Origin of the sequence: Pseudomonas sp. EA_65y_Pfl2_P74 (assembly GCF_963970575.1) — a bacterium.
Taxonomy (GTDB): domain Bacteria; phylum Pseudomonadota; class Gammaproteobacteria; order Pseudomonadales; family Pseudomonadaceae; genus Aquipseudomonas; species Aquipseudomonas baetica_A.
Genome location: NZ_CAXAOQ010000003.1, coordinates 158,612 through 184,587, shown reverse-complemented (window position 1 = coordinate 184,587; position 25,976 = coordinate 158,612). Strand labels below are relative to the sequence as shown.

The 25,976-nt window shown below is 61.0% G+C and carries 27 protein-coding genes; 16 read left to right on the top strand and 11 right to left on the bottom strand.

The genetic code is table 11. The features are described 5' to 3' along the window. Positions 1–213: 213 nt before the first annotated feature. The 16 genes from AACY18_RS03485 (at position 214) to AACY18_RS03410 (ending at position 12,947) form a co-directional block, all read left to right on the top strand. Positions 214–873 carry a response regulator gene (locus AACY18_RS03485; RefSeq protein WP_221729819.1) on the top strand — a complete coding sequence of 220 codons (660 nt, stop codon included), beginning with the start codon at positions 214–216 and terminating at the stop codon, positions 871–873. Further along, positions 870–2,213 (top strand): sensor histidine kinase, encoded by a 1,344-nt coding sequence (locus AACY18_RS03480; protein ID WP_339464267.1) that lies wholly within the window; start codon positions 870–872, stop codon positions 2,211–2,213. The genes AACY18_RS03485 and AACY18_RS03480 overlap by 4 nt, the downstream gene beginning before the upstream one ends. 446 nt (positions 2,214–2,659) lie before the next feature. Continuing rightward, a complete protein-coding gene (locus AACY18_RS03475) occupies positions 2,660–3,601 on the top strand; it encodes a sigma 54-interacting transcriptional regulator (RefSeq protein ID WP_221729821.1) in 942 nt (313 codons plus the stop codon). Between the two features lie 117 nt (positions 3,602–3,718). Continuing rightward, entirely contained in the window at positions 3,719–3,925 is a 207-nt protein-coding gene (locus AACY18_RS03470) for a hypothetical protein (RefSeq protein WP_045493062.1), read from the top strand. A gap of 68 nt (positions 3,926–3,993) precedes the next feature. Next, on the top strand, positions 3,994–4,914 hold the full coding sequence (locus AACY18_RS03465; RefSeq protein ID WP_339464266.1) for a DNA-binding protein: 921 nt from the start codon (positions 3,994–3,996) through the stop codon (positions 4,912–4,914). A gap of 32 nt (positions 4,915–4,946) precedes the next feature. Continuing rightward, complete coding sequence (sctI, locus tag AACY18_RS03460) at positions 4,947–5,303, top strand: type III secretion system inner rod subunit SctI (protein ID WP_339464265.1); 357 nt, start codon at positions 4,947–4,949, stop codon at positions 5,301–5,303. 9 nt (positions 5,304–5,312) lie between these two features. Further along, a complete protein-coding gene (gene sctJ / locus AACY18_RS03455) occupies positions 5,313–6,104 on the top strand; it encodes a type III secretion system inner membrane ring lipoprotein SctJ (protein ID WP_339464264.1) in 792 nt (263 codons plus the stop codon). Then, positions 6,104–6,733, top strand: a complete 630-nt coding sequence (locus AACY18_RS03450; protein WP_339464263.1) for a hypothetical protein — start codon at positions 6,104–6,106, stop codon at positions 6,731–6,733. Before sctJ ends, AACY18_RS03450 begins: the two co-directional genes overlap by 1 nt. Then, entirely contained in the window at positions 6,702–7,298 is a 597-nt protein-coding gene (sctL, locus tag AACY18_RS03445) for a type III secretion system stator protein SctL (RefSeq protein WP_339464262.1), read from the top strand. The genes AACY18_RS03450 and sctL overlap by 32 nt, the downstream gene beginning before the upstream one ends. A gap of 72 nt (positions 7,299–7,370) precedes the next feature. Beyond that, complete coding sequence (locus tag AACY18_RS03440; RefSeq protein WP_003225084.1) at positions 7,371–7,592, top strand: HPr kinase; 222 nt, start codon at positions 7,371–7,373, stop codon at positions 7,590–7,592. Further along, positions 7,579–7,989 (top strand): type III secretion system chaperone, encoded by a 411-nt coding sequence (locus AACY18_RS03435; RefSeq protein WP_339464261.1) that lies wholly within the window; start codon positions 7,579–7,581, stop codon positions 7,987–7,989. The genes AACY18_RS03440 and AACY18_RS03435 overlap by 14 nt, the downstream gene beginning before the upstream one ends. After that, positions 7,982–9,988 carry a type III secretion system outer membrane ring subunit SctC gene (gene sctC, locus AACY18_RS03430; protein ID WP_445261942.1) on the top strand — a complete coding sequence of 669 codons (2,007 nt, stop codon included), beginning with the start codon at positions 7,982–7,984 and terminating at the stop codon, positions 9,986–9,988. The genes AACY18_RS03435 and sctC overlap by 8 nt, the downstream gene beginning before the upstream one ends. Positions 9,989–10,286: 298 nt before the next feature. Further along, positions 10,287–10,637: a negative regulator of hrp expression HrpV gene (locus AACY18_RS03425; protein ID WP_339464259.1), complete on the top strand. Its 351-nt coding sequence runs from the start codon at positions 10,287–10,289 to the stop codon at positions 10,635–10,637. Positions 10,638–10,734: 97 nt separating this feature from the next. Beyond that, positions 10,735–11,133 (top strand): type III secretion system chaperone, encoded by a 399-nt coding sequence (locus tag AACY18_RS03420; RefSeq protein ID WP_339464258.1) that lies wholly within the window; start codon positions 10,735–10,737, stop codon positions 11,131–11,133. A 124-nt stretch (positions 11,134–11,257) separates the two neighbouring features. Then, on the top strand, positions 11,258–12,634 hold the full coding sequence (locus AACY18_RS03415) for a pectate lyase (RefSeq protein WP_339464257.1): 1,377 nt from the start codon (positions 11,258–11,260) through the stop codon (positions 12,632–12,634). A 1-nt stretch (position 12,635) separates the two neighbouring features. Further along, positions 12,636–12,947, top strand: coding sequence for an HrpW-specific chaperone (locus AACY18_RS03410; RefSeq protein WP_339464256.1), 312 nt, complete (start codon positions 12,636–12,638; stop codon positions 12,945–12,947). A gap of 74 nt (positions 12,948–13,021) precedes the next feature. On the opposite strand, the gene AACY18_RS03405 is transcribed toward AACY18_RS03410, so the two are convergent. The 11 genes from AACY18_RS03405 to AACY18_RS03355 form a co-directional block, all read right to left on the bottom strand. Beyond that, positions 13,022–13,651, bottom strand: a complete 630-nt coding sequence (locus AACY18_RS03405; protein ID WP_339464255.1) for an aspartyl/asparaginyl beta-hydroxylase domain-containing protein — start codon at positions 13,649–13,651, stop codon at positions 13,022–13,024. 85 nt (positions 13,652–13,736) lie between these two features. Further along, entirely contained in the window at positions 13,737–18,701 is a 4,965-nt protein-coding gene (locus AACY18_RS03400) for an AvrE-family type 3 secretion system effector (RefSeq protein WP_339464254.1), read from the bottom strand. Positions 18,702–18,815: 114 nt separating this feature from the next. After that, positions 18,816–19,907: a type III secretion system export apparatus subunit SctU gene (gene sctU, locus AACY18_RS03395; protein WP_339464253.1), complete on the bottom strand. Its 1,092-nt coding sequence runs from the start codon at positions 19,905–19,907 to the stop codon at positions 18,816–18,818. Then, positions 19,904–20,716, bottom strand: coding sequence for a type III secretion system export apparatus subunit SctT (sctT, locus tag AACY18_RS03390; RefSeq protein ID WP_339464252.1), 813 nt, complete (start codon positions 20,714–20,716; stop codon positions 19,904–19,906). The genes sctU and sctT overlap by 4 nt, the downstream gene beginning before the upstream one ends. Position 20,717: 1 nt before the next feature. Next, entirely contained in the window at positions 20,718–20,978 is a 261-nt protein-coding gene (gene sctS, locus AACY18_RS03385; protein WP_221729835.1) for a type III secretion system export apparatus subunit SctS, read from the bottom strand. Positions 20,979–20,985: 7 nt separating this feature from the next. Further along, complete coding sequence (gene sctR / locus AACY18_RS03380; RefSeq protein WP_339464251.1) at positions 20,986–21,639, bottom strand: type III secretion system export apparatus subunit SctR; 654 nt, start codon at positions 21,637–21,639, stop codon at positions 20,986–20,988. Further along, positions 21,636–22,676, bottom strand: a complete 1,041-nt coding sequence (locus AACY18_RS03375) for a FliM/FliN family flagellar motor switch protein (protein ID WP_339464250.1) — start codon at positions 22,674–22,676, stop codon at positions 21,636–21,638. Before AACY18_RS03375 ends, sctR begins: the two co-directional genes overlap by 4 nt. 1 nt (position 22,677) lies before the next feature. After that, on the bottom strand, positions 22,678–23,226 hold the full coding sequence (locus tag AACY18_RS03370; RefSeq protein ID WP_339464249.1) for a type III secretion system HrpP C-terminal domain-containing protein: 549 nt from the start codon (positions 23,224–23,226) through the stop codon (positions 22,678–22,680). Then, the gene (locus AACY18_RS03365) at positions 23,223–23,687 is read right to left on the bottom strand and encodes a type III secretion protein (protein WP_339464248.1); all 465 of its coding nucleotides are present in this window, start codon (positions 23,685–23,687) and stop codon (positions 23,223–23,225) included. Before AACY18_RS03365 ends, AACY18_RS03370 begins: the two co-directional genes overlap by 4 nt. Further along, positions 23,674–25,032: a FliI/YscN family ATPase gene (locus tag AACY18_RS03360; protein ID WP_445261478.1), complete on the bottom strand. Its 1,359-nt coding sequence runs from the start codon at positions 25,030–25,032 to the stop codon at positions 23,674–23,676. The genes AACY18_RS03365 and AACY18_RS03360 overlap by 14 nt, the downstream gene beginning before the upstream one ends. Beyond that, complete coding sequence (locus tag AACY18_RS03355; protein WP_339464247.1) at positions 25,029–25,976, bottom strand: FHA domain-containing protein; 948 nt, start codon at positions 25,974–25,976, stop codon at positions 25,029–25,031. The genes AACY18_RS03360 and AACY18_RS03355 overlap by 4 nt, the downstream gene beginning before the upstream one ends.

Below are 25,976 nucleotides of genomic sequence, written 5' to 3'. Positions count from 1 at the left end.
GATGTCCTGTTTGAGCGTTGTGGCGAGAGCCTGTACCCGTTGGCTGACAGCAACCTGAAAGGCCCGGAAATAAATCGGCGATGACTATTCGGCGGCGCGTTCGGGCAGGTAGTCCTCGTTGTCTGCGCCATACTGAAAACCTGCTGAATCTTCAGATTCACGTCAGGTAAGGCGGTTAGGGTGCGACACAACAACCATCACAGGAGGCGCCAGATGCGGGTTTTATTGGTCGAGGACGCAGCCGGGCTGGGGGAGGCCGTGCGCGAGCAGATCGCCGATGACGGCCATGCCGTTGATTGGGTGCAGCGCCTGGACCATGCACGCAATAGCGTGAGCTCTACGCCTTATGACTTGATCCTCCTGGACTTGATGCTGCCGGACGGTCGCGGGCTGGATTTTTTGCGTCAGCAGCGTTCAGCCGGAGACACAACACCGGTGATCATCCTCACCGCTCAGGATCAGATATCCGATCGTATCGCCGGCCTCAACGCCGGGGCCGACGACTATCTGGTCAAACCGTTCGACCTGTTTGAGTTGTCGGCCCGCGTGGCGGCTGTGGCCCGCCGTTACAGCGGTAACCCCAATCCGCAAATCAAACTCGCTGATTTGCAAGTCGACATGAGTGCCCGCACGGTGATGCGCGCCGGTGTATTCGTCGACCTGACGTCGCGTGAATGGGCGCTGTTCGAAGCGTTTGTCCAGCGTCCGAGCGCGCTGCTGTCCAAGTCGCAACTGGAGGAGCGTCTGTACGCGTTTGGCGCCGAAATCGAGAGCAACACCATTGAGGTCTATATCAGCCGACTGCGTAAAAAACTGGGCCGTGACCTGATTGAGACTGTGCGTGGCATGGGTTACCGGTTGGCGTCCGTATGAAGTCGCCCTCAAGTCTGCAAAAACGCCTTGGCCTGGGATTGACGCTGGGTATGACGTTGCTCTGGCTGGGCGCGACCGTCGGGGCCTGGCTGGTGGTGCAGCATGAGTTGAACGAGGCGTTCGACAGTGCATTGGAGGAGACCGCACAACGCATCCTGCCCCTGGCGGTACTGGAAATCAGCAATCGTGAAGAGCCCCGTGAAGCTCAACATGTCGCCACCCTGAAAATGGACAACGAATACCTGATGTACGTGGTGCGCGATGCCAAGGGTCAGATTCTGATGCAGTCTCACGATGCCAATCCGAAGATCTTCAACCCACAACCGAGTGAAGGCTTTTCCACCACCAAAAAATATCGTCTGTACGGGGCCAGTGCGTTGCGCCAGACGTTGTTCATAGACGTTGCCGAACCCTTGGGGCATCGCCGTGAAGCGGCCCGGGAAGCCTTGTTCGCCTTGCTGTTGCCGTTACTGGCGCTGATTCCCATCAGTCTATTGGGCACCTGGTTGTTTGTTCGCATCAGCTTGCGCAGCGTGTTGGCCTATCGTCGCGCGGTTGAAGCGCGCGGTGTGGGAGATCTGTCACCGATCAACGTGACGCGGTTGCCGGCTGAAATCGACCCGTTGGCTGACGCGGTTAATCACCTGCTCGAACGTTTGCGCAAGGCATTGGAGGCCGAGCGCAGCTTTACCGCCAATAGCGCCCATGAACTGCGCACACCGCTGGCCGCGACGCTGGCGCAGATCCAGCGCTTGCGCCACGAAGTCCCAGAGGGGCCGTTACAAGTGCGTGCAGCGAAGATCGAAAACTCACTGCGCGAACTGGCGCGACTGTCCGAAAAGCTCATGCAACTGGCCAAGGCCGAAGGCGGCGGGCTGTTGTCCGAAACCCCGCAGGATCTGATTCCGTTGCTGGCCCATGTGGTGGATGAGTGGAATCACAGCAGCGGGCAACGTATCGAGTTGCAACTGCCCAAACAGCCCAGTGTTTATTCGACGATTGATCCGGACGCTTTCGGCATCCTGTTGCGCAACCTGATCGAGAATGCGCTCAAGTACGGCGCGGCAGATCAACCGGTTCAGGTCAGCCTGACCCATCAGGCAGTGCTTCGCGTCATCAACGGTGGCCCGGCCGTGCCCGAGCCGGTTTTGCAACGGCTGACCGAACGCTTTGTGCGAGGCAGCCGTGAGGCCGGGGGGTCAGGGCTGGGGTTGGCGATCGCCAAAACCATTGTGCAAGGCGTCAACGCGAGCATGGTTCTGGCATCACCTGCAACAGGTCGACTGGAGGGGTTTGAAGTGTGCATCTTTTTACCGCTTTGCTCGATGAGCCAAAACTGAGGTTTTCTGCGCAAGCTGAGCCCCGCGTGCCGAAACGCTCCATACCCCTTGAAACAAGGTTGTGATAGATAGAATCACCGGGGCAGGCTGATTGATATTCACTATGATCGGACGGCTCAATTTCAATTTTGCGCGTTCATGAAGTCTGTTTAGACTTCGCGGCAGCGCACGCCCCGTCGATTGACAGCCTGGCGGCAGATTTGCACAAATACGCCTCCTTGGTTCAAGCCGCATTGCCGGACAGATTCGGTGAGTGGGGGGATCGGCCGGGTAACGGAACTCCGGGCACGCGTTGATCTCTATCGCCCAGAAAAAAAAGAATGTTGTGGCAGGCATACATTGCGTTTGCGACGTCGAGAGCCCTTTCCGTGTTTTGCGTTCAGGAAGAACCGGCGTCCTGTATTCCTCGATCCCGACAGAAGTGATCATCATCATGAGGGAACAAGATGACTGGGGGCTTTTCGAACAATCACGCCGTACAGTGGGAACATGAAGTTCTCGACATTGTAGGGACGCTGCAAGCCTTTATCAGAAAGGCTGCGCCATTGAAGGTCGACATGGTGCTGGAGGGGGAGACCGGCACTGGCAAAGACACATTGGCGCGTCGAATCCATGCGTTATCCTGCCGCGAAGGGCCTTTGATTGCGCTCAATTGCGCAGCGATTCCGGAGCAACTGGCCGAAAGCGAATTGTTCGGTGTCATGGCCGGCGCCTATACCGGCGCTTCCAAGTCCCGGGCCGGTTACATCGAAGCGTCCAACCACGGCACGCTTTACCTTGATGAAATCGACAGCATGCCGCTGCTGCTCCAGGCCAAGCTGCTGCGAGTGCTGGAAATGCGGGGTATCGAACGCCTCGGCTCGACACGCTTCGTGCCGCTGGATCTGCGCGTGATCGTCGCCACCCAGACCCCTCTGGAAAAACTCGTGGAGGAGGGCAAGTTTCGCCGGGACCTGTTCTTTCGTCTCAACGTCATCAAGATTCAGCTACCGACCCTGCGCTCGGGCTTGCAACATATCCAGCCGCTGTTTCAGCGCTTCGTCAATGAAGCCGCCGTGCGCCATCACCAACCCATCCCCGAGCCTGATCCTGATCTGCTCAAGCGCCTGCTCAGCCATCGCTGGCCGGGCAATATCCGCGAGCTTAAATGCGCAGCCGAGCGTTTCGTGCTCGGGATGCCGCCTCTGCAGACGGACGATCCCTGCGCTGACAGCCCATCCTGCGTGCCGCTCAAAAGCTATTTGCGCCTGTTCGAAAAAACCCTGATCCAGGATTGCCTGTCGCGCCATGCCAAGTGCATCGACTCGGTCATCAGCGAACTGGGCATCCCCCGGCGCACCCTGTACCACCGCATGAAAAGCCTGAGCATCGACTCCCCCGAGCTCTGATCAGGGCAGCCGAGCGAAGATTCACTGCCGTCGTGGAACCGCTTCCGAAAATCGACCACTCATTGTTCGAACACCATTGGGGTGTTCAAACAACCTTCGATTATCAGGAGTAACACTATGGCCGGTACCGCATCCCTTGGCGCTTCGATGGCTGCCATGACGAAGATGGACGCCACTGCTGCTGCAACCACCACCATGAACGCCGAGGCTCAGTCCAACAAGATGATGACCGATACCGTCAACGGTATCGCCAGCGCCTATCAGGACTCTGCGACCAAAGCGCAGAACGCTGCCCAGCAAACCGGCAAGGCGATCAACTACTAAGTGGTCGTGGGCTCTCTCGACTTCGGTCGGGAGGGCCATGACTTGTGCAGTCAAGCAGGAGCACTTCTATGTTTTCTTCTTCGATAAGCATGCCCCAGACCAGCTCATTCCAAGGTAGCTTCAGCGCGGCCAACATGAGCGAATTCCAGAGCAACTCCGACAGCACCGCCGGGCAGATCGCCTCGTTGCTGGGCGACGCGCTGTTTGAAAAAAACGGTAGCGGGGCGAACATCCGTGATGCGAAAAATCCGCTGCTCGAAATGATCGCCGACTACATGGACAAGAACCCTGAGCAGTTCGGCAAGCCCGACGATGCCACCGGCAAGGTGCGCAGTTGGCGCGATGAACTGGGTGAGGACAACTACCTCAACAGTGATGAAAAACAAGCTTTCACCAAAGGCCTGGAAGGTTTGATCAAAGACATCCTGGGGGGTGGCACCCAGAGCGGCGGCAACGCCAGCGCAGGTGCTGGCAGCGGCTGGAATCCTGGTGCGGGCAGCACGGGCGGTAACCAGAGCAGCGGCGGCATCCAGGATTTGCTGTCGTCGCTGCTCGGCAACCTCGGTGAGGAAAAGCTCGGCAACCTGCTCAAACCCACCGGCGATCCCATGCGCGACGCGCGAGGCGAAATGGCCTTTTCCAACGATGACAAGGACGTGCTCAAGGAAGTCGCGCGCTTCATGGACATGCACCCCGAAGAGTTCGGCAAGCCTGATGGCAAGTCCAAGGACTGGATGGGTGAATTGTCCGAGGGCGATCTGTTCATGTCCAAGGGTGAAAGCAAGCAGTTCCAGAAGGCCATCGACATGATCCAGGGCGAGGTCAAGGGCAGTGCCCAGGGCAACTCGCTGGGGGGGCTGTTTCCCAACGCCGAGCAGAACTTCCTCAATGGCGGTGCCGGTAACACGTTGAAGACCGACGCCAGCATTGCGGCCGGCAACGTGCTTTCAGTGTTGGTGCAGCAAAGCACCACCAGCTATCGCGGCTGAGCGTAAACCTTCGTCCTGGCAGGAGAGCATGAATGGCGATTACAGGGGTAACAGCTAACCACTCGGGTTTATCCGTTGCTGAAGGGCTGCCGCTCAGGCCGCCTGCCGAGGCGGACATTGCCTGGTTCAATGCGCAGATGCAGCAGGCGGCGACCCGAGCGCCGCGCGAGGATGCGCCTGATTCGGCGATCGTCCGGGCCTCCACAGCGTTGCAGAAGGACGCCGAAAAGGCTGATCGCGACTTGCAGCGAGCGTCACGCTCAACCGATCCGCAACAGGCATTGCAGGCCAACCGGTCGCTGTCTTCGTTTTATCTGGAAAGCTTGCTCAGCGCCAAACTGGTGAGCAAGGCCGCCCAGAGTGTGGAAAAACTCACCAGTCTTCAATAAGGCCAGACCATGCATTCCAAGGTACTCAGGCTGCTCGTGCCGGCCCTGATGATCCTGTTGCTGAACGGCTGTGGCGAGCGCATGGAACTGCACCGCGAGTTGTCCGAACAGGACGCCAACGAAGTATTGGCAGAACTGGCAAGCAAGCACATCGATGCGCAGAAGCGTCTGGACAAAAACGGTGTTGCGGTGCTCGTGGCGACTCGGGATATTTCCCGAGCGGTCAGGGCACTGGAGGCGGTTGGTCTGCCGCGCCGCTCACGCTCCAGCCTGGGCGAAGTCTTTCGCAAGGAAGGGGTGATTTCCTCGCCTCTTGAGGAGCGGGCGCGTTATCTCTATGCCTTGTCCCAAGAGCTTGAGCAAACCCTGTCCCAGATCGACGGCGTGGTGGTGGCGCGGGTGCATGTGGTGCTGCCTGAGCGGGTTGCCCCGGGTGAACCGGTTCAACCGGCGTCTGCGGCGGTGTTCATCAAGCATCGCCCGGAACTTGATCCGGACAGCCTGTTGCCGCGAATCCGGCGCATGGTCGCCAGCAGCATCCCGGGAATCAGTGGCGCCGATGACAAGAAACTTGCGGTGGTCTTCGTCCCCGCTCAGAGCTATCACGAGGCCGTGCAAAAAGTCAGTTTTGGCCCGGTACAAATGACTCGCGAGCGCTGGCAGTTCTGGCAATGGTTGCTCGGGTTATGTGCCGTGGCGGGGGTGTTGCTGCTGGGTGGACTGCTGGTCCTCAACCCGCGATGGCGTCAGCGGCTGGCCAAAATGTTGGGTGGCGCCAGAACGGCGCCAACCGATTCGTGATGAATTCGCCGCAGGTATCACCAGAGCAAGCGCTGGCCTGGGTCCGTTGGTGGGTGCAAGGCGCACGGCGAGCCGAGAGCGGTTGGGCGCTGGGCGAGCAGGGCATTGAGCCTTGCAGCCTGGCGTTTTTGCGCCGCCACTCAGGGCCTTGGCTGGATGCACACCTGGGCATGAGCCACGAATGGCCGCCGTCCCCCAATCCGGTTTTGTTACCGTTGCTCGCGCTTGATTGCACGCAATGGCGGCGGGTGCTGAACCTGGTGGTGGCGGTCTGCGCCGGCAGTCAGTCGGCTGAGGTGGGCGGATTGAGCCGCGCCGAGCTGATCTGGTGTCGCCGGTTGGGTAAAGCGCTGCAACCCGGTCACTGGTTGCCGCCGTCGTGGAGTGCCGACAGTCCTGAAATTCGAGGCCTGAGACTGTTGCGGGCGTGGGTCGGCGATGCGGTGTGGCGACGTTTGCGCCTGATATTTGATCGCTCACGGGTGGCGGCGGCTGAGGCTCACGGTTTTGCGCCATTGCCACCCCAGCGCCTGACCAGTCTGTGGCAGGCCGTCGGTTGGTACGCCCTCACTTTCCAGAATGAACAAGGAACGCCGCATGTTGACCCGCCGCAGCCTGACCCTCAGTGATTCCCGGGCGTTGCCCGATGGCCCGGTGTTGCGTCGTGAAACCCTCGAACAGAGCCTGATGGCCGATCAACTGCTTGAGGCCGCCCGCAGCGATGCCGAGCAGATACTGGCCGAGGCTCGAAGCCAGGCAGAGCAACTTGCCCATGAGGCTCGCGAGCAGGCCGGTGCCCAGATCTGGCGCCAGGCCGATGCCTTGTTCAGCGAATGGCAGGCCCAGCGCCAGCAAATGTGGGAGCAGATCACCAGCAGCGCCGAAACCCTGGTGACCCGCACGCTTGAGTGTCTGCTGGGCGAGCTGGAGCAACAGGAACGAATCGCGGCGTTATTGCGTCAGATCGCGGCAGCCCATCCCCGGGAGGACGTCGGGACATTGCATTGTCATCCGCAGGATCTGGCAGAGGTCGACCGCCAGGTGCAATCGGCACAGGCCGTCTGGAGTGTTCGCGCCGATGCGCAACTGCCGCGTGACAGCCTGTGCCTGCGTACCACACTGGGAGACTTCAGCCTGTCCTGGAACGCGTTGGTCAGCCATGTGTGGCCATTGCCGACCACCCCGAAGCAATGATCACCGCGTGACAGGGAACCAACTCCGGTAGTCGGCCACTCAGTGGGCAGTTCTCGGATCTGGAGTCTCACCATGCTGTCTTCTGATGCACTGCGCCGCCGCCTCGACAACACCTTTGAACACACGCAAAAGGATCTGGATTCTGCGGCCTTGTCGCTGGATGCCTTTTCCCCCGATGACTGGCACGCCTTCAACTCGGCGATCCGCCAGTCTTCTACTGCCAGTTGGGCGGCCAATCAGGAAATTGTCGTCAAACACAACCTGGCCAAGGCAATCATCAATGAAATCCGCTGAGCTGACGGGCACTCTGCAACGTTGGCTGGACAGCGGCGAGGGCGAGTTGACGCTGCATATCGATGAGCAACCGGTGCGTTTGCAGCGGCGTCCGGCCGGGGTGTTGTGTCGCGTTGGCTTGAGCGTTGTCTGGCGCGGCAGCGACGCCGGACTTGAGGCGGCAATGCGCTTGGCCGGGCCAAGTCTGGGGCGCTTCAGTGCGGCCTTGGCGCTGGACCCGCAGGAGCGTCGACTGTGCCTGATGCGTTATCTGGCGTCCGAGGGCGTGACGCCGATCATCGCCGCCCTCGAAGCGTTGGCCAATCAGCGCGAAGTCTGGGAGGTGATGCTGGCCGTCAGCCCTGCACCCGCCCGCGCGCATAACCGTTCTCTCGCCTTGGGACACCGCTATGTTTAAGCACTTGTGTGGGATGTCCTTGTGTTGGGCACTGGCGTTGCCCGCGGTGGCCGCCGTCCCGCAAGACTGGGGCCAATCGGCCTACGCCTATGAAGCCACGCAAACCTCGCTGGATACCGTGCTGCGCGATTTCGCCAATGCCTTTGGTGTGGGCCTGAGTGTGACCGGCGTCAGTGGCATGCTTGACGTCAAACTGCGGGCCAGCAACGCCGTGGAGTTTCTTGATCGGCTGGCGCTGGAGCATCAGTTCCAGTGGTTCGTTTACAACGGCAAGCTGTATGTCAGCCCGCAATCGGCGCAGGTCGCGCAGCGGCTGGAGGTGTCTGCTGACGCCGCGCCGGATCTCAAACAGGCACTGACCGATATCGGCCTGCTGGACAAGCGCTTCGGTTGGGGGGAGTTGCCCGATGAAGGCGTGGTCTTGGTCAGCGGGCCCCAGCGCTACGTTGAACTGATCCGCAGCTTCAGCAAAGAAAAGGTCAAGCCTGACGAGAAGCAGCAGGTGATGATGTTTGCCCTGCGCTACGCGGCGGTGGCCGACCGGCAGATTCAGTATCGAGACCAAACCGTCACCATCCCCGGAGTGGCCGCCATTCTTGAGGGACTGCTGGAGAACCAGCGCTCCACGCCACCTTCAGCCCTCGATCCCAAAGCCAATATCAACGCCTTGCAAAGCATGGCCGACAGCGCTCGGGGCAAAATCCTGCGCCTGGCCACCGAGCGGGTCAGCGGCCGCAGCGAGGCCAGAACCGGTTCGGGCGGGCAGCGCCGTGTGGCAGCCGATGTGCGCAACAACGCCGTGCTGATCTATGACAACCCGGACAAACGCGCGCAATACCAGCAATTGGTGGAGCAGCTGGATCTGCCGAGCAAGCTGGTTGAGATCGACGCCATCATCCTCGACATCGACCGTAATCAGTTGAGCAACCTGGAATCACGCTGGTCGGTGCGGGCGGGCAGCGTGACCGCCGGTAGTTCGCTGCTCGGCAGCGGTTCTTCGACGTTGTTCATCCGCGACTTTGACCGGTTCTTCGCCGAGATCCAGGCGTTGGAGGGGCAAGGCGTGGCTTCGGTGATCGCCCGCCCCTCGGTGCTCACCCTGGAAAATCAGCCAGCGGTCATCGACTTCAGCCGCACCCAGTACATCACCGCCACCGGCGAGCGAGTGGCGACCATTGAACCTGTGACCGCTGGCACCAGCCTGCAAGTGATTCCGCGCACCATTGCCGGTGTCGGGGGCAATCGTTTCCAGTTGATCGTTGATATCGAAGACGGCCAACTGGAACAATTGCGTGATCAGCAGACGCCGACCGTCAAGCGCGGCACCGTGAGCACGCAGGCTGTGATCGCCGAGAACCGTTCGCTGGTGATCGGTGGTTTCCATGTGGACGAGCGTGGCGACCAGCAGCAACAGGTTCCGGTGCTTGGGCAGATCCCGTTGATCGGGCCGCTGTTTTCCTCCAACAAACGCCAGATGTCCCGGCGCGAACGGTTGTTTATTCTGACGCCGCGCCTGATAGGGGATCAGATTGACCCGGCACGCTACGTCGCCAGCGAAAATCGCGGGCAACTGGATCGGGCGCTGGCCTCCGGACGTGAACCCGGCAAAGCCTCGGTTATGCGTGCCACGATTGCCTCGACGTTTGCCGGGCTGGTGAAGGGTGGTATTCCCAGTGATATCAAACAGTCATCATCTGGTGTGGCCTTGGGCGATCTGTGTAAAGTGAGCCACGGTTTCACGCTGGATCGTCAGCGGATGCAGTGGTTCAGCGCGACAGATTTTCGGGTGGCGGTGGGTGTGGTGAAAAACACCAGTGCCAAAGCCCTGCAGTTCGACCCGGCGTCCTGTTCAGGATCACAGACATTGGCCGTAACAGTTGCACCCCAGTACCTCTTGCAACCTGGTGAATCAACTGAGGTTTTCGTGGCTTTGCGACCGATAGCAACCTCTACGTCGGCGGCGGCACCGGCACGGATATCGATGTTGCCCCCACAGTAACGGGGGTTATAAAAATAACTCAATAACGCGGCTCTTATCATTCAAGTGTCTTACTGTCTGGCTCGCACGGCCAGGCGCAATGATCAAAAGTCCTACAAGGAAGGTGACGAGATGAAGTTGTATCAGGCCGGTATTGTGACAGCGGGTCTGCTTTTGTTGAGCGCTTGTACTTTAATACCTGGGACTGCATGTGGCTCAGGTGATTGTCAGCAACTTGACGTCAATAATGGCGAGTTGAATGTCTGGTGGTCGCCCACACTGCGTGATGGCGGTGGTGAATACAGTACGGTGTCTCTGCATGACTGAAACGATTCTTCAAAGTAGTGACCAGCAGGATTTCCTGATGCGTATCGGCGAAAAGCAGGCCAGCGTGTGGCAATGGGCGCCGGGCATCGAGTTCGTTTGCCGCAAGGAGAGCCTGGGCTGGGGCCTGGCGTTGAATATTCAGCGACAGGCGCAACGTCCCGATCTGTTTTCGGAAGCGCTTAAACGCCGTTTCGAAAATGTTGAATCCTACGACGGTTACTACATTTGCCTGGATAGCCAACACACTTTCGTGGTTTGGCATGAACTCAACATTGAATATCAGGGAGAGCAACTACAGACGTTACTTTGCCAACTCTTGTCATTGGCCGGTTTGAAGCACTGACTCCGGTATTTCTATTCAGCACGGAACTCTTCGTCCTTGTTTTTCCACTCATGTTGCGTGTCGGCAGCGCCCGACGAAATAAACTTGAGGAAAAACAATGGCGACCCCCGAGTCCATCATCCAGCGACTAATTGCCCAACTGGCCAGCCAATTGGGCACGCCTCTTACCTTCCAGCGCGGTGTTTGCGCGTTATATGACAGTGACCGTGTTCAGGCCGCTGTCATCGAATTGCCGGAACACAGCGACACCGTGGTTTTTCATTGTCGTCTGGGCGCCGTTCAACCGGGCGTCGACGCACTGCAACGGTTACTCACCCTGAACTTCGACGTCGCGACCTTGCGCGGCTGCTGGCTGGCGCTGGATCAGGGCGATGTACGCCTTTGCACCACGCGCGAATTACAGCGACTCGATGAAGACAGTTTTTGCAGTCTGGTGCACGGCTTCATCGCCCAGGCCCGCGAAACACGCCTGAGCGTGGCACGGATGATCAATTGACTCTGAAGGAACCGACGTTAAACGACGGCCACACAGACACCGTGAACCCGCGCCAAGACGTGGGCGACACGGTGGATCGTGGAGCATTGGGCTGCGATTCGGACATTCTTGCCTGTGGGGTGCGATGCAGATGATGGATATGAAAGTGTTTTCAGGGTTGACACAGAACGGATCGGTGGGCGCTCTGGCCCTTGAGCCAGGCGCGCTCACGGGGCAGAGCGCACCTTCGGGTTCCTCCGGGTTAAAGGAGCTGGCCGCGATGCTGGCCGAAATGCTGTTGGGCGCTTCCAGCGGCAAAGACGCCAGCGCCTCCGGGCAGAGTGCGGGAGATGACCTGCTGCACAAATTGCAGGGCGCGGGCGCCAGCACGCAGGGCAAGGACGGCCAGCCTGCCGTCGATGGCAGTGGTGGCGATTCGGCCAAAGAGTTGCTCACGCAGGTGCTGATGGCGCTGTTCGAAAAGCTCCTCGGTGGCGACAGCGCTCAAGGGGGGGATAGCACACAGGGCAAAGGCGTGGGCGGCACTCAGGGTGTGGGAGGTAGTGCAAACCCTGAAGACCTGGTGAACACCCTGATGAAAAGTCTGGGCGATGGCTCGCTCAATAGCGCGATCAGCCCGACTGCCGATGGCGGCGGTCAGGTGTCCGGGGATGAGCGTCTCAAGGCGGTGCTGGAGATGATCGCGCAGTTCATGGATAGCCATCCGCAGACCTTCGGTACACCGCACGGCGGTGGCGACACCACGTCCAACAAGGGCAGCCAACCCGTGGCGAGCAACAATGCGCTGGCGCCGGTCCCGGACTCCAGCCTGAGTCCGGAAGAGGGCGCCCCCGCTACTGAGCTGCCGACGCTGGATAATTCGGGGGCAGCACCGGTGTCGTTCCCCACGGCCTCAAGTAACCCGACCGTGGTCAACAGCACCATCAAAGTGGGGCCGGGCGAGGTGTTTGACGGCGGCGGCAAAACCTTCACCGCCGGTGCGGCCCTGGGCGACGGTGGGCAGGGTGAGTCGCAGAAACCGCTGTTCGAACTGGCTGAGGGCGCCACCCTGAAAAACGTGGTGATCGGTGACAACGGTGCCGACGGTGTCCACGTCAAATCCGCTGGCGAGCAAGCGGTGAACGTCGACAACGTGCATTGGACAAACGTCGGTGAAGACGCGTTGACGGTGAAGGACGGCGGGGCCAAGGTGACTAACCTGAACATCACCAACAGCAGCGCCCAAAGCGCGGCAGACAAGATCTTCCAGTTGAATGCGGACGCCAATGTCAATGTCGATAACTTCAAGGCGAAAGACTTCGGCACGTTCATGCGTACCAATGGCGGTCAGCAGGGCAACTGGAATCTCAACCTGAGCAACGTCAGCGCCGAGAATGGCAAGTTCTCATTCGTCAAAAGCGACAGCGAGGGGCTGAACCTCACCACCCACAATATCGATCTGAACAATGTCCAGAACGCTTACAGCAAGCTGCCTGAATCGACCCGTCATCAGGAGGTCTGAGATGAGCGCGCAGCAATCGCCCAGCGGTGGCTGGAAAGCGCTGGTGCAGGGCAGCGGCGAACTCGATGCGAGTCAGCGCCAGGCCTTCGAACAGGCTATCGCGTTGATCAGCCAGCGCTTGCAGGCGACTTTGGACAAACCTGCGGGGCGCAGCGCTGAACGCTTCCACCTGCCACGTTACATCGACCGTCTGGAACGGGATTTCCAGGCGGACGCCGGTCACGATCAACTGCAGCAAGCCGCTGGGCTGACCGCTTACTGGATTGTCCGATTACTGGCCGAGTGTTTGCTGGAAGCGAACGAACGGCGTTAAGGGGGCAGCACCACACGCTGTAAAAAAACGGGCGCCTGCTGACAGGCGCCCGTTTTTTATGGGTTCGACCCGCGTCAGGCGTTCGCTGGGTTGGCGGGCACCTTGTGCAGTCTGGCTTGCTGGAACTCCAGGTAGAGGATGGATCGAGGTGCATCGCTGGCATTGACCACGAAATGATCCTGCGAGCCGTCGAAGATCGCGGCGGCGCCGCAATGGTGCTGATGAAATTCGCCGGCAACGTTCAAGTACGCGTAATTGCGCTCGCATGCGGCTTCGAGGGTCAGGTGCATTTGCAGCAAGCCTTCCTCACCGACCTCCGGGTGGCGGTGGGTGCTCAGCCAGGCGTGGGGGGCGAGCCGTGCGAGGGCGGCGACCTTGAGCCCGCGCACGGCGTGAAGCAGTGCAAGGGTCTGAGGCAGTGCGGCGCGGGCCGGTGCCAATGCCTGATCGCGAAACACCAGCGGGTATTGCACCCAGTCGCGGTTACCACCGGCTTCGCCCCAGCCTTTGAGCCAGCCATACCGGCCGCCTTGTTGCAGGTGCGCCGTGACCTCGTGATGAATCTGCTCATGGGGTTTGTCAGTGCGATCGATGTCGAGCACCGGCGCCTGTAACGCCAACAGTTCCTGATGCATCAGCGGCCACTGGGCGGCCAGTTCGGCCAGCCGTGGAAATTCGTTGAGGGGATAAAACGCAGGGCGCATGTAGCCTCCTTGAAAGCTTGGTACCTGGCCGCGAGGGCGGAAAAAAGGCGTGGCCGCGCGGGCCACGCCAAAAGTGTCAGCGGGCTTAGCGCTTGAGTTCCAAGCCATCTGTTTTCAAGGCGTCCACTGCGGCCTTGAGTGGTGCCGAAGGCCTTGAAAGTTCGCCATCAAGGAAGTAGTTCCTGGGTGCATCCTGATCCTGGCCGTAGCTGAAGTTGATCTTGCCCAAGGTCTTGTTGACGTTGATTGACGCACTGCTGTTGTAACTGACCAAGGGCAGTGGCGAGGAGAAGGTCTCCGGCTGGCTGACGCTCTGGAACACGGTGATGGCCTTGATCCGCATGTTGTTGCGGTCGCTGAGCAACGCAGCCAGTTCTTTCTGTGACAGGTCGCCTTTGCGGCTGCCTTCATCGACGCGGTCCTGCACCGAGTCCTTGAGTTCCAGCCGCACCCTGGCCAGGGTGCCCGGCGTGCCTTGCAACTCTTTGATCAAGGCCTTTAAGGTCGGGTCTTGGCCGAGCAACGTCGATACCCGCTCGGCGTTGCTTGGCGAGTGCATTGGGCTGACCAGGCTCATCACTTTGGACACCATGCCTTGCTCGCTCAGACGCGAAAGGTTGGTGTAAGAGCTTTCGAAGCGACCACTGTCGAGCAGGCTGTGCTTGGCATCGGCGGCCTGTTGCTGCACTCCCGCGCGTTTCAGGGCGCGGAGGGCCGCATATTGCTCGTCGTTTTCCGCCGGTTTGTCGGCAAAGTGCCGGTTCAGATCGGCCAGTTGCTTGTGCAGTATTTCCTTGGCGCCAAGGCCGGCGTAATCGTCATGGTTGCTATCTTTCAGACGCGCCACCGTCTGCTGGGAAGCGGGGTCCTTGAAGGCGGCGCCGAGGCTGTCGCCCAGCTTGCTCAGGTTGGCGCTGGTCAGCGGTTCGGCCTCCTTGAAGGTGAACTTGACGCGTTTTGTGGTTTTGTTATCGACCGAGACCGCCGCAGCGCCACCCAGTGGTGCTACGACGCCCTGCGAGGCGCTGGAGGCCTGTGTGTTGCTGCCGGCGAGCTGCGCCCGGGCAAACACCGAAGCGCCCAAGTTGTTAAGCGCCCGAGGCCGGTTGCGGCTGCTTTCCTGGAGTTCGCCCGTGTTGCTGTGTTGGTTCACCGAGTAATGGGTGTAGTTGAGCAGATTGACGTTAACCGTACCGCCCACCCCCAATCGAGTCGCTGCCGACAGAGGCGAGCTGTCTTTGTCCGTGAGGCCGAGGGCCACGCGCATTTCGGCGGTGGCGCTGGCATTGACGTCAAAGTTCAAACGCAAGCCTTTCTGGGTTTCGTGGTCGACACCTTTTTTCATCACATCAAGTGGACTCAACTGCCCGCTGAACAGGTTATCGACGAAGTGATCGATCTCCTCGTCAGGCACGGTGAACACCACGCCGTCGCGTTGGGTGCGGGTCGCGGTTCCCGTAACGTCTACACCCAGGCGCAAGGCCGGCGTCAGCAGCCGATCGTTACCGATATCGACCTTGGTGAACTTGTCCACTTCGCCATCCTTGAAGAACCCGGGCCAGTAGTCTTTGCCGCCACCAACGCCGGCACTGGCGATGCCCGCACCTTCGCGCTGCATATAGATCGTCACTCCCTTTTCACCGCGCTCGGCATTGAGGTTGTAGTTGCGCCCGCTACCCAATGCGCCACTGGGCCAAGGCCCCATGCCCTTGTTGGCCAGCGACACGAAAGGCGTGCTCACATTGAGCCCGTAACTGCGTTGCAGCGCGATTTCATCGTCAGGATGCTCCAATTGTTTGAGCGCCGACTTGAGCTTGTCCGCCAGTTCCGCCTGGGTTTTGCTGCCGGTGGCTGCGCGCAGGTTGACGCTGGTAGCGTGGTCTTCTTTCTTGAAACCGTTGAGGAAGGCCTTGATGCCATCGTAGGAGGCTTCCAGGTTGGCGTGATCGGTGAAGCCCATGTCGGTGATCTGCTTCACCGGGTGCTCGCCATAGGTCTTGTCGCGCAGGAGGCTCAGATCAGTTTTCAATTGCGCCAACTGTCGGCTGTTGTCGCCCTGCGCACTGACCATTTCAGCCTTGTCCAGCAGCAAACCAAGATTCTTCATGGTGACCACGTCGAGGGCCAGCCGGGCCTTGGTCAACCCTTGGCCGTCGCTGACATCACGGCGCTGGCCCAAGGGAATGTCGGCCTTCTGGTGAGAGAGTTTCATGCCTTTGTCTTGCAGGGTCTTGAGCAGGGTGCCGGTAGGATTGTGCTGCGAAGGTGCGACGTGCCTGAGCGCGCCTTGCACCTCCTTGAGCAGGTCATGGCCGGCACTGGCGATGTTGAGTTTTTCCCCCAGGTTGCTCAGCTTCATGCGCAGTTTCGTGCGTTTGGACGGCGGGTTCGGTTCGCCGTGGATGTTCAGCAGGCCTTCTTTCTGGTGCAGCAGTTTCGACTTGCCGTGCTCCTGGCCCAAATGTCGTGTGGCGCGCAGGCTGTTGTCTTCCAGTTCACTGCGCAGGGATTCGAGATCCTGCAACAGTTGGCCACCTTGTGGCCCGAGATCAAGCTGGCTGATCCGTGACTTGAGATCCCGGCCGGGGGCGGCGGGTGCCTGGTCATGGTTGAGAAGCTCCAGCGCCTTGAACAAATCGCCTTCGGAGTCGTACAGCGGGCGCAATCCTTCGCGACCATGATGGTGATGCTGGATGTGATTGCCGATGTTCTTCATGAACCGCGGAGGTTCCATGGTCGGCTTGAAGATGTGGGCGCGGATGAACTCGCCCGTACTGGGCCTGTTGGTGTTTTCCATGGAGCCCCGGCCCATGAAGGTGGCGGTAAAGCGTGCGGTCAGCCCGGTGCCTGGAATGCGCGCGGTTTTCTCGCCACCGCTGACCCGCGAGAACAACTCACTCAGGGCATTGTGGTCGGCCGGACGTGGCGTCAATGGCTCCCAAGTCTTGCCCTTGAGCTGCATCTGCGAGTGATTGTCGTCGTTCTTGAGCGTCACGTTCAGGCGGTTGTCATCGCCGGTGCGGATGCTGTGGACCTGGTGTCCGGCAGGCAGTGGCAGAGGTTTCCACGCCGCCTCGGGGCGCGGTTGGTCAGGGCGCGCCTGCCAATCGTCTTTGGCCATCGTGAACAGTTTGCCGTCAGTGGTCAGGGCATGCAGGTTGTGGTTTTCGTCCAGCGCCAGGGAGGCCACGCTGCCTTCCAGGTCGATTTGGCTCAAATCGCTGGCGGTGCCGTCGGGGTGGTGAACGGACAGGCGCTCGTTGGCATCGAGGGCCACGAACTGTTTGTCGTTGAGCATCGCGAACGCGGTGACTTGCCGGTCTTCGAGACCGGGCACAGGTTCACCGAGGGCCACTTTGGTCGAGCGTGGCGGCTGATTCAGGGTGTGGCTGCTGCCCACGGTTACCGGGTTGTAGTTCGGGCTGACGTCGAGCTTTTTCAGTTGCCCGTCTTGCAGCAGGTAGGCCTTGCTGTCGATGCCGCGTTGCAGATGCGTGACATCCTTGATGCCCGTGTCTTTCCAGTCCTGGTTGGTCGAGTCCCAGCGCTGGATGCGTTGATCGCTAAGGCCAACACGGCCCAAACGGTCGAGGTCAAACGTCTGGGCCGGCGTCGGCGGCGTGCTGCCGGGAATGCCGCGCTTGTTGTCCAGCACCAGTGCGTCGCTGAGATTCCAGCCATTGTTGAGCCGTAACTCCGGCTCGTCGATTTGATGGGAGTGGGTCTGGCCGGTGCGATCGCTGAGCAAAACCTGCAAATCACCCTGATCGCCATGGAGGAAACCGCTGACCTGATGTTTACCACCCAGACGTTCGCCCTCAGGGTGGAAGTGTTCCTCGGGCATCAATCGCAGGGTTGGCGAATCGGGGGCGAGATCGGCACGCTTGATGCTGTACAAACGGCCCTCGGTATCGCTGATGAACAAGCGCTCAGGGCTCATGCCGATGTGTTTGGGCTCGGCAGTGCCGCCGTTCAGTTCAAGGGTTTTGGTCTGGCTGGACGTCGACGCGCCTTGATTGAGGTCGAACAACTGCAGCGTCTGGCGCTGATCGCCACTCAAGGTGGCGACGTGCTGATCGGCGCTGACGGAAAACGCTTTCAGGCCCGGCACCTCGATAGGCAGTACGCCTTCACTGGAAAGATCCACCAGGTGGTCGCCGGTTTGCCCATAAAGTTTGCCGTTACCTTGACTCGACAACTGGCTGAACTTGATCTGTTCGTGATCCGGTGGTGTATGCCAGGTGCCATTGGCTTGGTCGAATTCGTAGAGTTTTTCGTCGTGTAGCCGTAACGGCTGGCCGTCGCTGTCCTGATGGATACCGGTCAGGTGCCCGAGATGGCTGCGCCCGATGGTGTCCAGAACGCCGCCATTACTCACGCGGGCTTGCTGGTCATGCAGGGCCAGGGAGGATGGCGCACTGTTGTTTTCTACCGGGCCTGCGGGTTGGCTGCTGCGCAGCGCCACGACCGCCGAGGGTGACTGCTTTACATGCAGCAAATGACCTTGGGGCTCCAGCAGCAGATGATCCTCGCCACTGTCATTACTCGTCGCCGCCTGAAAGTGCTGACCGGATCGGGTCAGGGCATTGCGCAGCAGGTCCGCGACAGCGGTGGATGTGAAATTGACGAAGTCCGGCTGCCCCTTGTCATCCAGACGTACATGCGCCGAACTGTTCTCGGCCGGCACGTTCGATTGAGCGCGCTCGCCCGGAGCACTGAAACGGGCGGCATGACTGCGGCTCAGCCTTGGCGACGGCGGCGCATTGCTGGCGGTGGAGGAAGAGGCGGCGGGCTCGCTAGCCCCTGCGCTGGCCTGGGACGCCACATTGCGCCGGCTGCTCGAAGAGGCGGCGGACTGCCGCGGTGTCGCCTGCGTATCCTGGCGAACACGGCCGACCAGATGCATGAAACGTCTGCCTAGATCGCGCAAGGAGTGACCGCTGCGCTGGGTCGGTGCCTGAGATTGTTGCTCTAGCCCCTGAGCATTGTTTGTCGTCTGGGAAATGATTGGCAGCGGCGTCGACGCGGCCCGTTGAATCGATGACTCCATAGCAGGACTCCAGGTCAGAAACTGACACGGCGGGGTCGTTAGGTCCGCCTTGGGCGTTCAGGAAAATTTCCTTTGCCCTGAGTGGTCGTCGCTTGCACCTGGTTCCTTCGTGTCTCAGTAGGGCGTGCCGGGCATTTCGATGGTTTGCGACTGAACGTGGTCGTCGAGTTCGCGCAGCAGGCGATAGACCTGCGCCACCGCTTGCAGGGTTTCGCGCGGGATGAATTGGCCGACCTCGCTGCGGTATAACGTGCGCGCCAGCCATACATAGCGGATCACGGGCACGCCGGCCTTGCGCGCACGCTCAATCAGTTCCCGCGCGTGGGCATCGTGGCCCTTGTCAATAATGCGCGGCAGCGGTGTCTGCTGGGGGCGATAGAACAAGGCGACGGCGTAGTGGGTGGGATTCACCAGCAGCAGATCGGCGTCTTCCACCGGCGTTTTGGCAGGCGTGGCGCCGGCCGGTTGCTGGAGCATCTCTCGGGCCAGCGACTTGCGGTGCGACTTCATGTGTGGGTCGCCCTCCATCTGCTTGAACTCCTTGCGCACATCTTCGTGGCTCATGCGCTGGCCCTTGATGAAGAAGTATTTCTGCAAGGCGAAATCGACGATCGCCAACACCAGCAACAACCCCAGGCAGATCCGCGAGAGTCGGTGGAACAGAGCGATCATCGCGTGCCAGTAGGTGTTCAGGTCACTGTTGGCCAGGCCGATCAGATCGCCCAGCGCCGGCGGCAGCACCAGATACAGAACCACGCCGATCAGCACAGCCTTGCACAGGCTGTTGAGCAGGTTGAACAACTGACGCGAGGAGAACATTTGCTTGAATTGATTGAGCGGGTTGAGCCGCTCGAAATCCAGCTTCAGCGCCTCGGGCGCAAACAGCGGCCCGAATTGCACCCAGCCGCCCATCAGGCGCATGGCCACGGCAATGCCCAGCACGGGCAACATGAACAGCAACAGCTCCCAGCCAGCCTTGGTCAGCACTTCGCCGACGCCCGCGCCGAAGGGCCGGTCCATCTGCTGCAAGGGCAGGTTCATCAGCGCCTTGAGTCGCTCGATACCGCCCTCGGCCAGGCCCAGAATCAATTCCAGCAGCGCGCCGAAAATCAGCAGTTTGGGCACATCCTGACTTTGTCCGACCTGACCTTTTTTGCGTGCGTCGGCGAGTTTCTTGTGCGTGGGCTGCTCGGTTTTTTCGCTCATGGGAGGGCTCCAGGGGTTGCCTTGAGCAACAACGGCAGCAGGTGCTTGAAGTCAGCCAGTTGCGCCAATTGACCCTGGCCAAGCCAACACAGCATCGGCAGATAGAGCACCAGAAAGCCCAGGCCGACCAGGCTCTTGGCCGGCATCGCCAAAGTCGAGACCTGCAACTGCGGGCTGTACAGGCTGAGGATCGCCATGCCGAACTCGATCAGCAGCAACAGGCCCACCAACGGTGCGGCGTATAGAACCATGCAGCGAAAGGTGCTCGCGAGCAGCTTCAGATAAAGTTCCCACCCGTCTGTGGCGGGCATCGGCAACCAGTGGTTGGCGGGCCACACGGCGTAGCTGTCCCAGATCACCTGCGTCAGGGCGGCATAACCGCCACCGAGGATCAACAACAGGATCAGCAGTTGTTTGAACATGTGCCCCAGTTCGGAAGTGTTGTCCCCCAGCGCCGGGTTGATCTGGCCGCCGATCAGCGCGCCGCGCTGGTTGTCGAACAGGCAACCAATGGACTCGAACATCCAGAACGGCATCGCCAGCAGCAGCCCAAGCAACAGGCCGATCACGCTCTCTTTGAGTATCAGCCCGCCAAGATCGATCCAACCCAGATCATGCCCCGCCAGGCTGGCGCGAATCCCCGGCATCGGCACCAGTGCCAGCGCGAGCACGATGGCGTGGCGCAGCATGCCTTTGATCTCGCGAAAGGCGAACGCCGGCACCAGGAACAGGCACGGATAAAGACGAGCCATGCCCAAGGTCAGGGCGAGAATGGATTGGGACACTTCGTTGAACGCCGGCCCGAACATCTCAAGCCCTCGTCTGCGCGATCATGCCGAAAGCCAGGTTGGCCAGTTGCATCAACTCGACGCCAATCCAGCGTCCGGTCAGGGCCAGTGCAATGCCCACCGCCACCAGCTTGATGGCAAAGGGCAGGGTCTGGTCCTGCAACTGCATCACCGCTTGCAGCAAAGACGTCAGCACGCCGACGATCACCGCGACGATCAGTGGCGGCGCCGACAGGACCACCACGAGCAACATGGCTTGTTTGAACAGCGTCAATGTGTCCATGTTGCCCTCACAGGTAGCTATAGAAGAGGCCGTCGAGCAGCCGTGTCCAGCCATCGACGAGGACGAACAGGAGGATTTTCAGGGGCAGGGAAATGGTCATCGGCGCCACCATCTGCATACCCAGCGCCAACAGAATGTTGGAGACGATCAGGTCGATCACGATAAAGGGCACGTAGATCAGAAAGCCGATCTGGAAACCGGCCTGCAATTCCGACAGCACAAACGCCGGGACGATCAGCAGCAAGTCGTCGCGGCTGGCCTTGGCTGCCATTGCCGCCGGCCACATTCGTTGAGTGTTCTCCAGAAGATGGGTCTGGATGTCCGGGTCGACATTGCGTGCCATGAAGTGGCGAAGGGGTTCCAGCACTTGCGTGCCGGCGGTTTGCATGGCGGTGAAATTGTCCAGACGCTGCGGCATTTCGCGAAAGCGCTGACCCATGTCGTTGAACACGGGCGCCATGATGAACAGCGTTGCCGCCAACGCGATGCCGTACAGCGCCATGTTCGGCGGCGCCTGCTGCACGCCGATGGCGTTGCGGGTAATCAGCAGCACCATGGAAATCTTCAGGAACGCGGTGCAGATCATCATCAATAAAGGCACCAGCGACAGTGCGCCCAGGAAGAGGGCCAGCGTCAGCGGATCAACGTCCTGCACATTCACGGGCGCAGCTCCAGGCGGGTAATTTGCAAGCCCAGCCGACCTTCGATGTCCACCAGTTCACCTTGAGCCAAAACGAGTTCGCCCTGGCACAACATGGCCTGACCCGGCGTGCAACCGCTAAAGCGCAAGACCGAGCCGACGCTGAGGCTGCGTAGCTGGCCGAGGCTCAGGTTGAGGCTGCCGGCTCGCAGGGTCAGCGCCACCGGCAGATCGTCGAAGCGTTCGCTGGCCGTGTCATCAACCGCTAGCGTCGACGCGTCGACCTCGTTGAGCGGCTCATGATCGCCAAGGGCAAAGTGATCGAGGGAGGCATTCATCGGCAAATCTTCCAGTTCGGTGAGTGTGAAGTGCAGGGCGGTTGCCGCTTGCTGGCGCAGGTGCAGGCGGCAGGCGCCGACTTGCAGGCTGCCCAGCCCTTGGGCGGTAAACAGCGGTTGGGGAATGAGCAAAACGTCCCCCGGTCGCAGGGTGAGCAGTTCGCCTCGGCTCAAAGCGCAATGGCCCAGCAGCAACGGCAAGGACACCGGCCAGTCCCGATCGCCGGTGCTGGCCCGGGAGGCTCGCCACGGGCCATGGTCGAGCCAGCGCAGCAGGGTGTCGGCGGCGATTCGCAAGCGACTGATGTGCGCGCCCGCTGCGGTGCGGTGCAGTTCCAGCAAACAGTCCAGCCCTGGCGCGGGCGCCGTTGCCACGGCATGCAGCGGGCTCAATGCGACTTGCAGTTCGGGCGCCAGATATTGGTTGTACAGCGGCCAATACCAAGGGCAGTCCGTAGTGGCCGTCATCGGATCGGCGAGGATTGCCGGGCATGAGGAAAGCTCGCTCAGCAGCGGCCCGGCGGCATCGAGCCAGAGCAGACCGCAGGCTGATTCGAAGGCCGTGGCGGGCGGTGTGTGAAAGGGCCGTGGCGCCAGGCGCAGGGTCAGGGTGGCGGGCGATGGCTGCGACAGGTGCAAGCTCAGACCCGCGCCCACACGTTCGCGCACCGAGGCCTCGGCCTGTGACAGGCTGCGCAGGCGCAATGCTTGAGCATTCACTTCAATCGTCCTCGCGGTGCAGGCTCAAGCGCACCGTGCGGCCCAATTGCTGTGCCAGCCATGCGGCGCTGGCTTGCTGCTGAGGCTCGACTTGGCGCCACGCCTCGCGGGCCATATGCACCGCGATTTCCAGCGTCGTCCCCCGAGGTGTCACATTGACCTTTACCGTGCCAAGGTTCGGCAGTTCCAGGTGCGCTTCAAGGACGCCGGGCTGCAGCTCATCCAAGTGCTGTTCCAGTCGGGCCAGCAAGGTCTCCCATAACGCGAGGGTGCTTGGTTCCGGTGTCACAGCGGCGCCTTGTGAAGACGAATCAGGGTGTTGCTGCGGATCCTGAAACCCGCTCCCGCCGACGTCGGCCATCAGTGACGGGGCCAGGTTGTCGAACGTTTGCAGCAGTTGCTCGAACTGCTCACTCTCGTCACGGGTTTCACCGCGCAGGTCGTGACGGCGCTCGGATCTGACTGGCCACGCCGAGACCGTCTCCTGACGCGGTCGGGGTGCTTCCGGCGGGCGCGGTGGCGCCTTGAGCGTGGCGTGACGCGGGTTCATGAAGCCTCCTGGGCGAGGTCGCGCAAGTAGTCGAGTTTTTCCACGTCACGTTGGCGGCGATGCAGTTGCCGTTCGCTGTCCTCAGTCCATTGCTGCTGTTGCCGGCATTCTTCCTGCAACGCTTTGTAGCGCTGCTCCAAGCGCTCGATTTGGCGCAGGGCTTGCTGCTCGCCGGTTAGCCATTGGTTCATCTCGTTGAGCGGCAGACGACGATTGATGTGGGCATCGCGCTGTTCCAGGCGCGCCATGCCATGCTGTTCGCGCCGTTGTTCAAGCTCCTTCGTCAGTTGTTCCAGGCTTGTGTGCAGGGCCTTGAGCACCGAGCGTTGACGCTGCCAGGCCTGTTCGGCCATGGTCAGCCGATGGCGGCGGATCGGCGTCAGCACATCGAGCGTCGCCGTCAGGTTGTTGGCCATCGAATCATTGGCCGGTGACGGGGAATCGGTATCAGACTGGGGCATGAGCGGTTACCTGTAGAAGGTGGTCCAGGGTTTCATCGAGCGGCACCGGATCGCGCAGCGATTGCTGCAGAAAGGCTTCGATCCGTGCGCGAGCGTCCACGGCGCAATCGGTCAGCGGGTCATTGCCAGGCTGGTACTCGCCCAACTTGATGAGCATTTCCACTTGCTGATAGGCCGCCATCAGCCGGCGTAACTGTGTGGCCCCTTGTTGCTGTTCGGTTCCCACCACCTGGCTCATGGTTCGGCTCAGGCTGGCGAGGATGTCCACCGCCGGGTAATGGCCACGCTCAGCCAGGCGTCGCGACAACACGATGTGGCCGTCAAGCAGCGAGCGCACTTCATCGGCCACCGGGTCATTCATCGAATCCTGCTCAATCAGCACCGAATACAGGGCCGTGATGACACCGCTTTGGGTGCGTCCGGCGCGTTCCACCAAACGTGGCAGCAGGCTGTAGACCGAAGGTGGCAGGCCGCCACGACCGGCCGGCTCGCCGCTGGCCAGGCCGATTTCTCGCTGGGCACGGGCGAACCGGGTCAGCGAGTCGATGATCAGCAACGTCGATTTGCCCTGCTGGCGAAAACCTTCGGCAATCGCCGTGGCCGTGAACGCGGCTCGGGCGCGTTCCATGCTGCTGCGATCGGACGTGGCGCAGACCAGTACGGTGCGGCTGCGCAGTTCTTCGTCCAGTTCATGGTCAAGAAACTCGCGCAGTTCCCGACCCCGTTCGCCGATCAGACCAAACACAATGGCCTGGCACGGGGTGTTGCGGGCCAGTTCGGCGAGCAAGGTGGTTTTGCCACACCCGGCGCCGGCGAAGATCCCCACGCGCTGGCCTTCGCCCAGGGTCAGCAAACCGTCGATTGCGCGCAGCCCAGTGGCCAGCGGTGCCTCGATTCGCGGGCGCTCGCTGGCCGCTGGTGCATCGCGGATCACCGGCAAAGCCCCCACCGATCCGGCCGCCGCGAAGGCTTCGGGGCCTTCGCCGTTGAGGGCGCGGCCAAAACCGTCGAGTACGCAGCCCAGCAGGTGCTCGCCCACCAACAGGCTGTGCGGCTGGAACAACGGCGTGACCCGCGCGCCGATGGCGATGCCGTCGAGTGCTCCAAGGGCTGCCAATAAGGTGTGTTCACGGTCGAAGCCGACGATTTCGGCCATCACCTGATTGCCGTCGGCGCGCTGGATCTGGCACAGGTCACCGATTCGCGCGCGGGGCATGCGACTGTGCAGAAGAATGCCGTTCACCCCGGCGATGCGCCCATGGATGGACACCGGCGCGCAGTTCGCCAGGCGTTGCTGGTGCCCGCCGCACCAATCCTGTAATTGCGCGATGGCTGCCTGGATCACCAGCTCACCTCGATGCGCTGATCGCCTTCGAACACCACCTGATGTTCGCTGATGCCCACCAGTCGCACGCCGGCCACTTCGTCGCCGAGGAACACGCGGCGACCATCGCTGGTGAGCACGTTGGGCAACCGCGCCAGGCTGATCTGGACAATGCTGAACGGCAGCAGAGGTGTGGCTTCGGGCAAGTCGCTGAGCACCGGTATCGGGCTGCGGTACTGTTGCTCGAAACGCAACAACATGCGTTCGGTCAATTGCAGTAGATCGTCCTCGTCAAAGCGTCCCTTGAGGAGGATTTTGCCCGGTTGCTCGACCAGGCGGATGCGGCCCTGCAACTCGCGTTCGGTGAGCATGCGCTCCAAGACCTCACGCACCTGGGCGGCGTCCTTGAGCGGCGTGCGGGTGGGCACGGGCACCGGGACAGGTGTCGAATTTGAAACCCCGGAATTCACGCCCCAGAACAACGCCACGAGAAACAGCAGCACAGATCCTGCAACCAATGCCGGGCCCAACAGTGAGCGTGATGGCGCTGGCGTTGCGGGCATTGCTTCGTCGCGCTCGGCATTCATTGGCGGCAACGTTGTTTCAACGGGTTCGGCGTGTGGACCGTGCGCGTCGTCGTCCTGATCTTGCGGCCACTCGGTGTTGGCGCTGACCACCGACAGCCATACGCCGTTGAGGGCGAACGGTGTTCCCGGTTGCAACGTGGCGATGGCGTCAACCTTGTGCCCCTCGCTGTCGGTCACCGGGCCATCTTTGCGCGCCAGTGACCAGGTGTCGTCGACCAGCCGCAGCAGGCAGTGGCGATCTTTGATGCCAGGGTCGTACAACGCCAGATCGGCGCCCACTGCAGAGCCGATCGACCATTCGCCACCGTTCAATGGCAGCGCCGCCCCACGGTGCAGGCCGGTGAGCACGCGCAGTTCATACATCATGTCCGGTTTCAT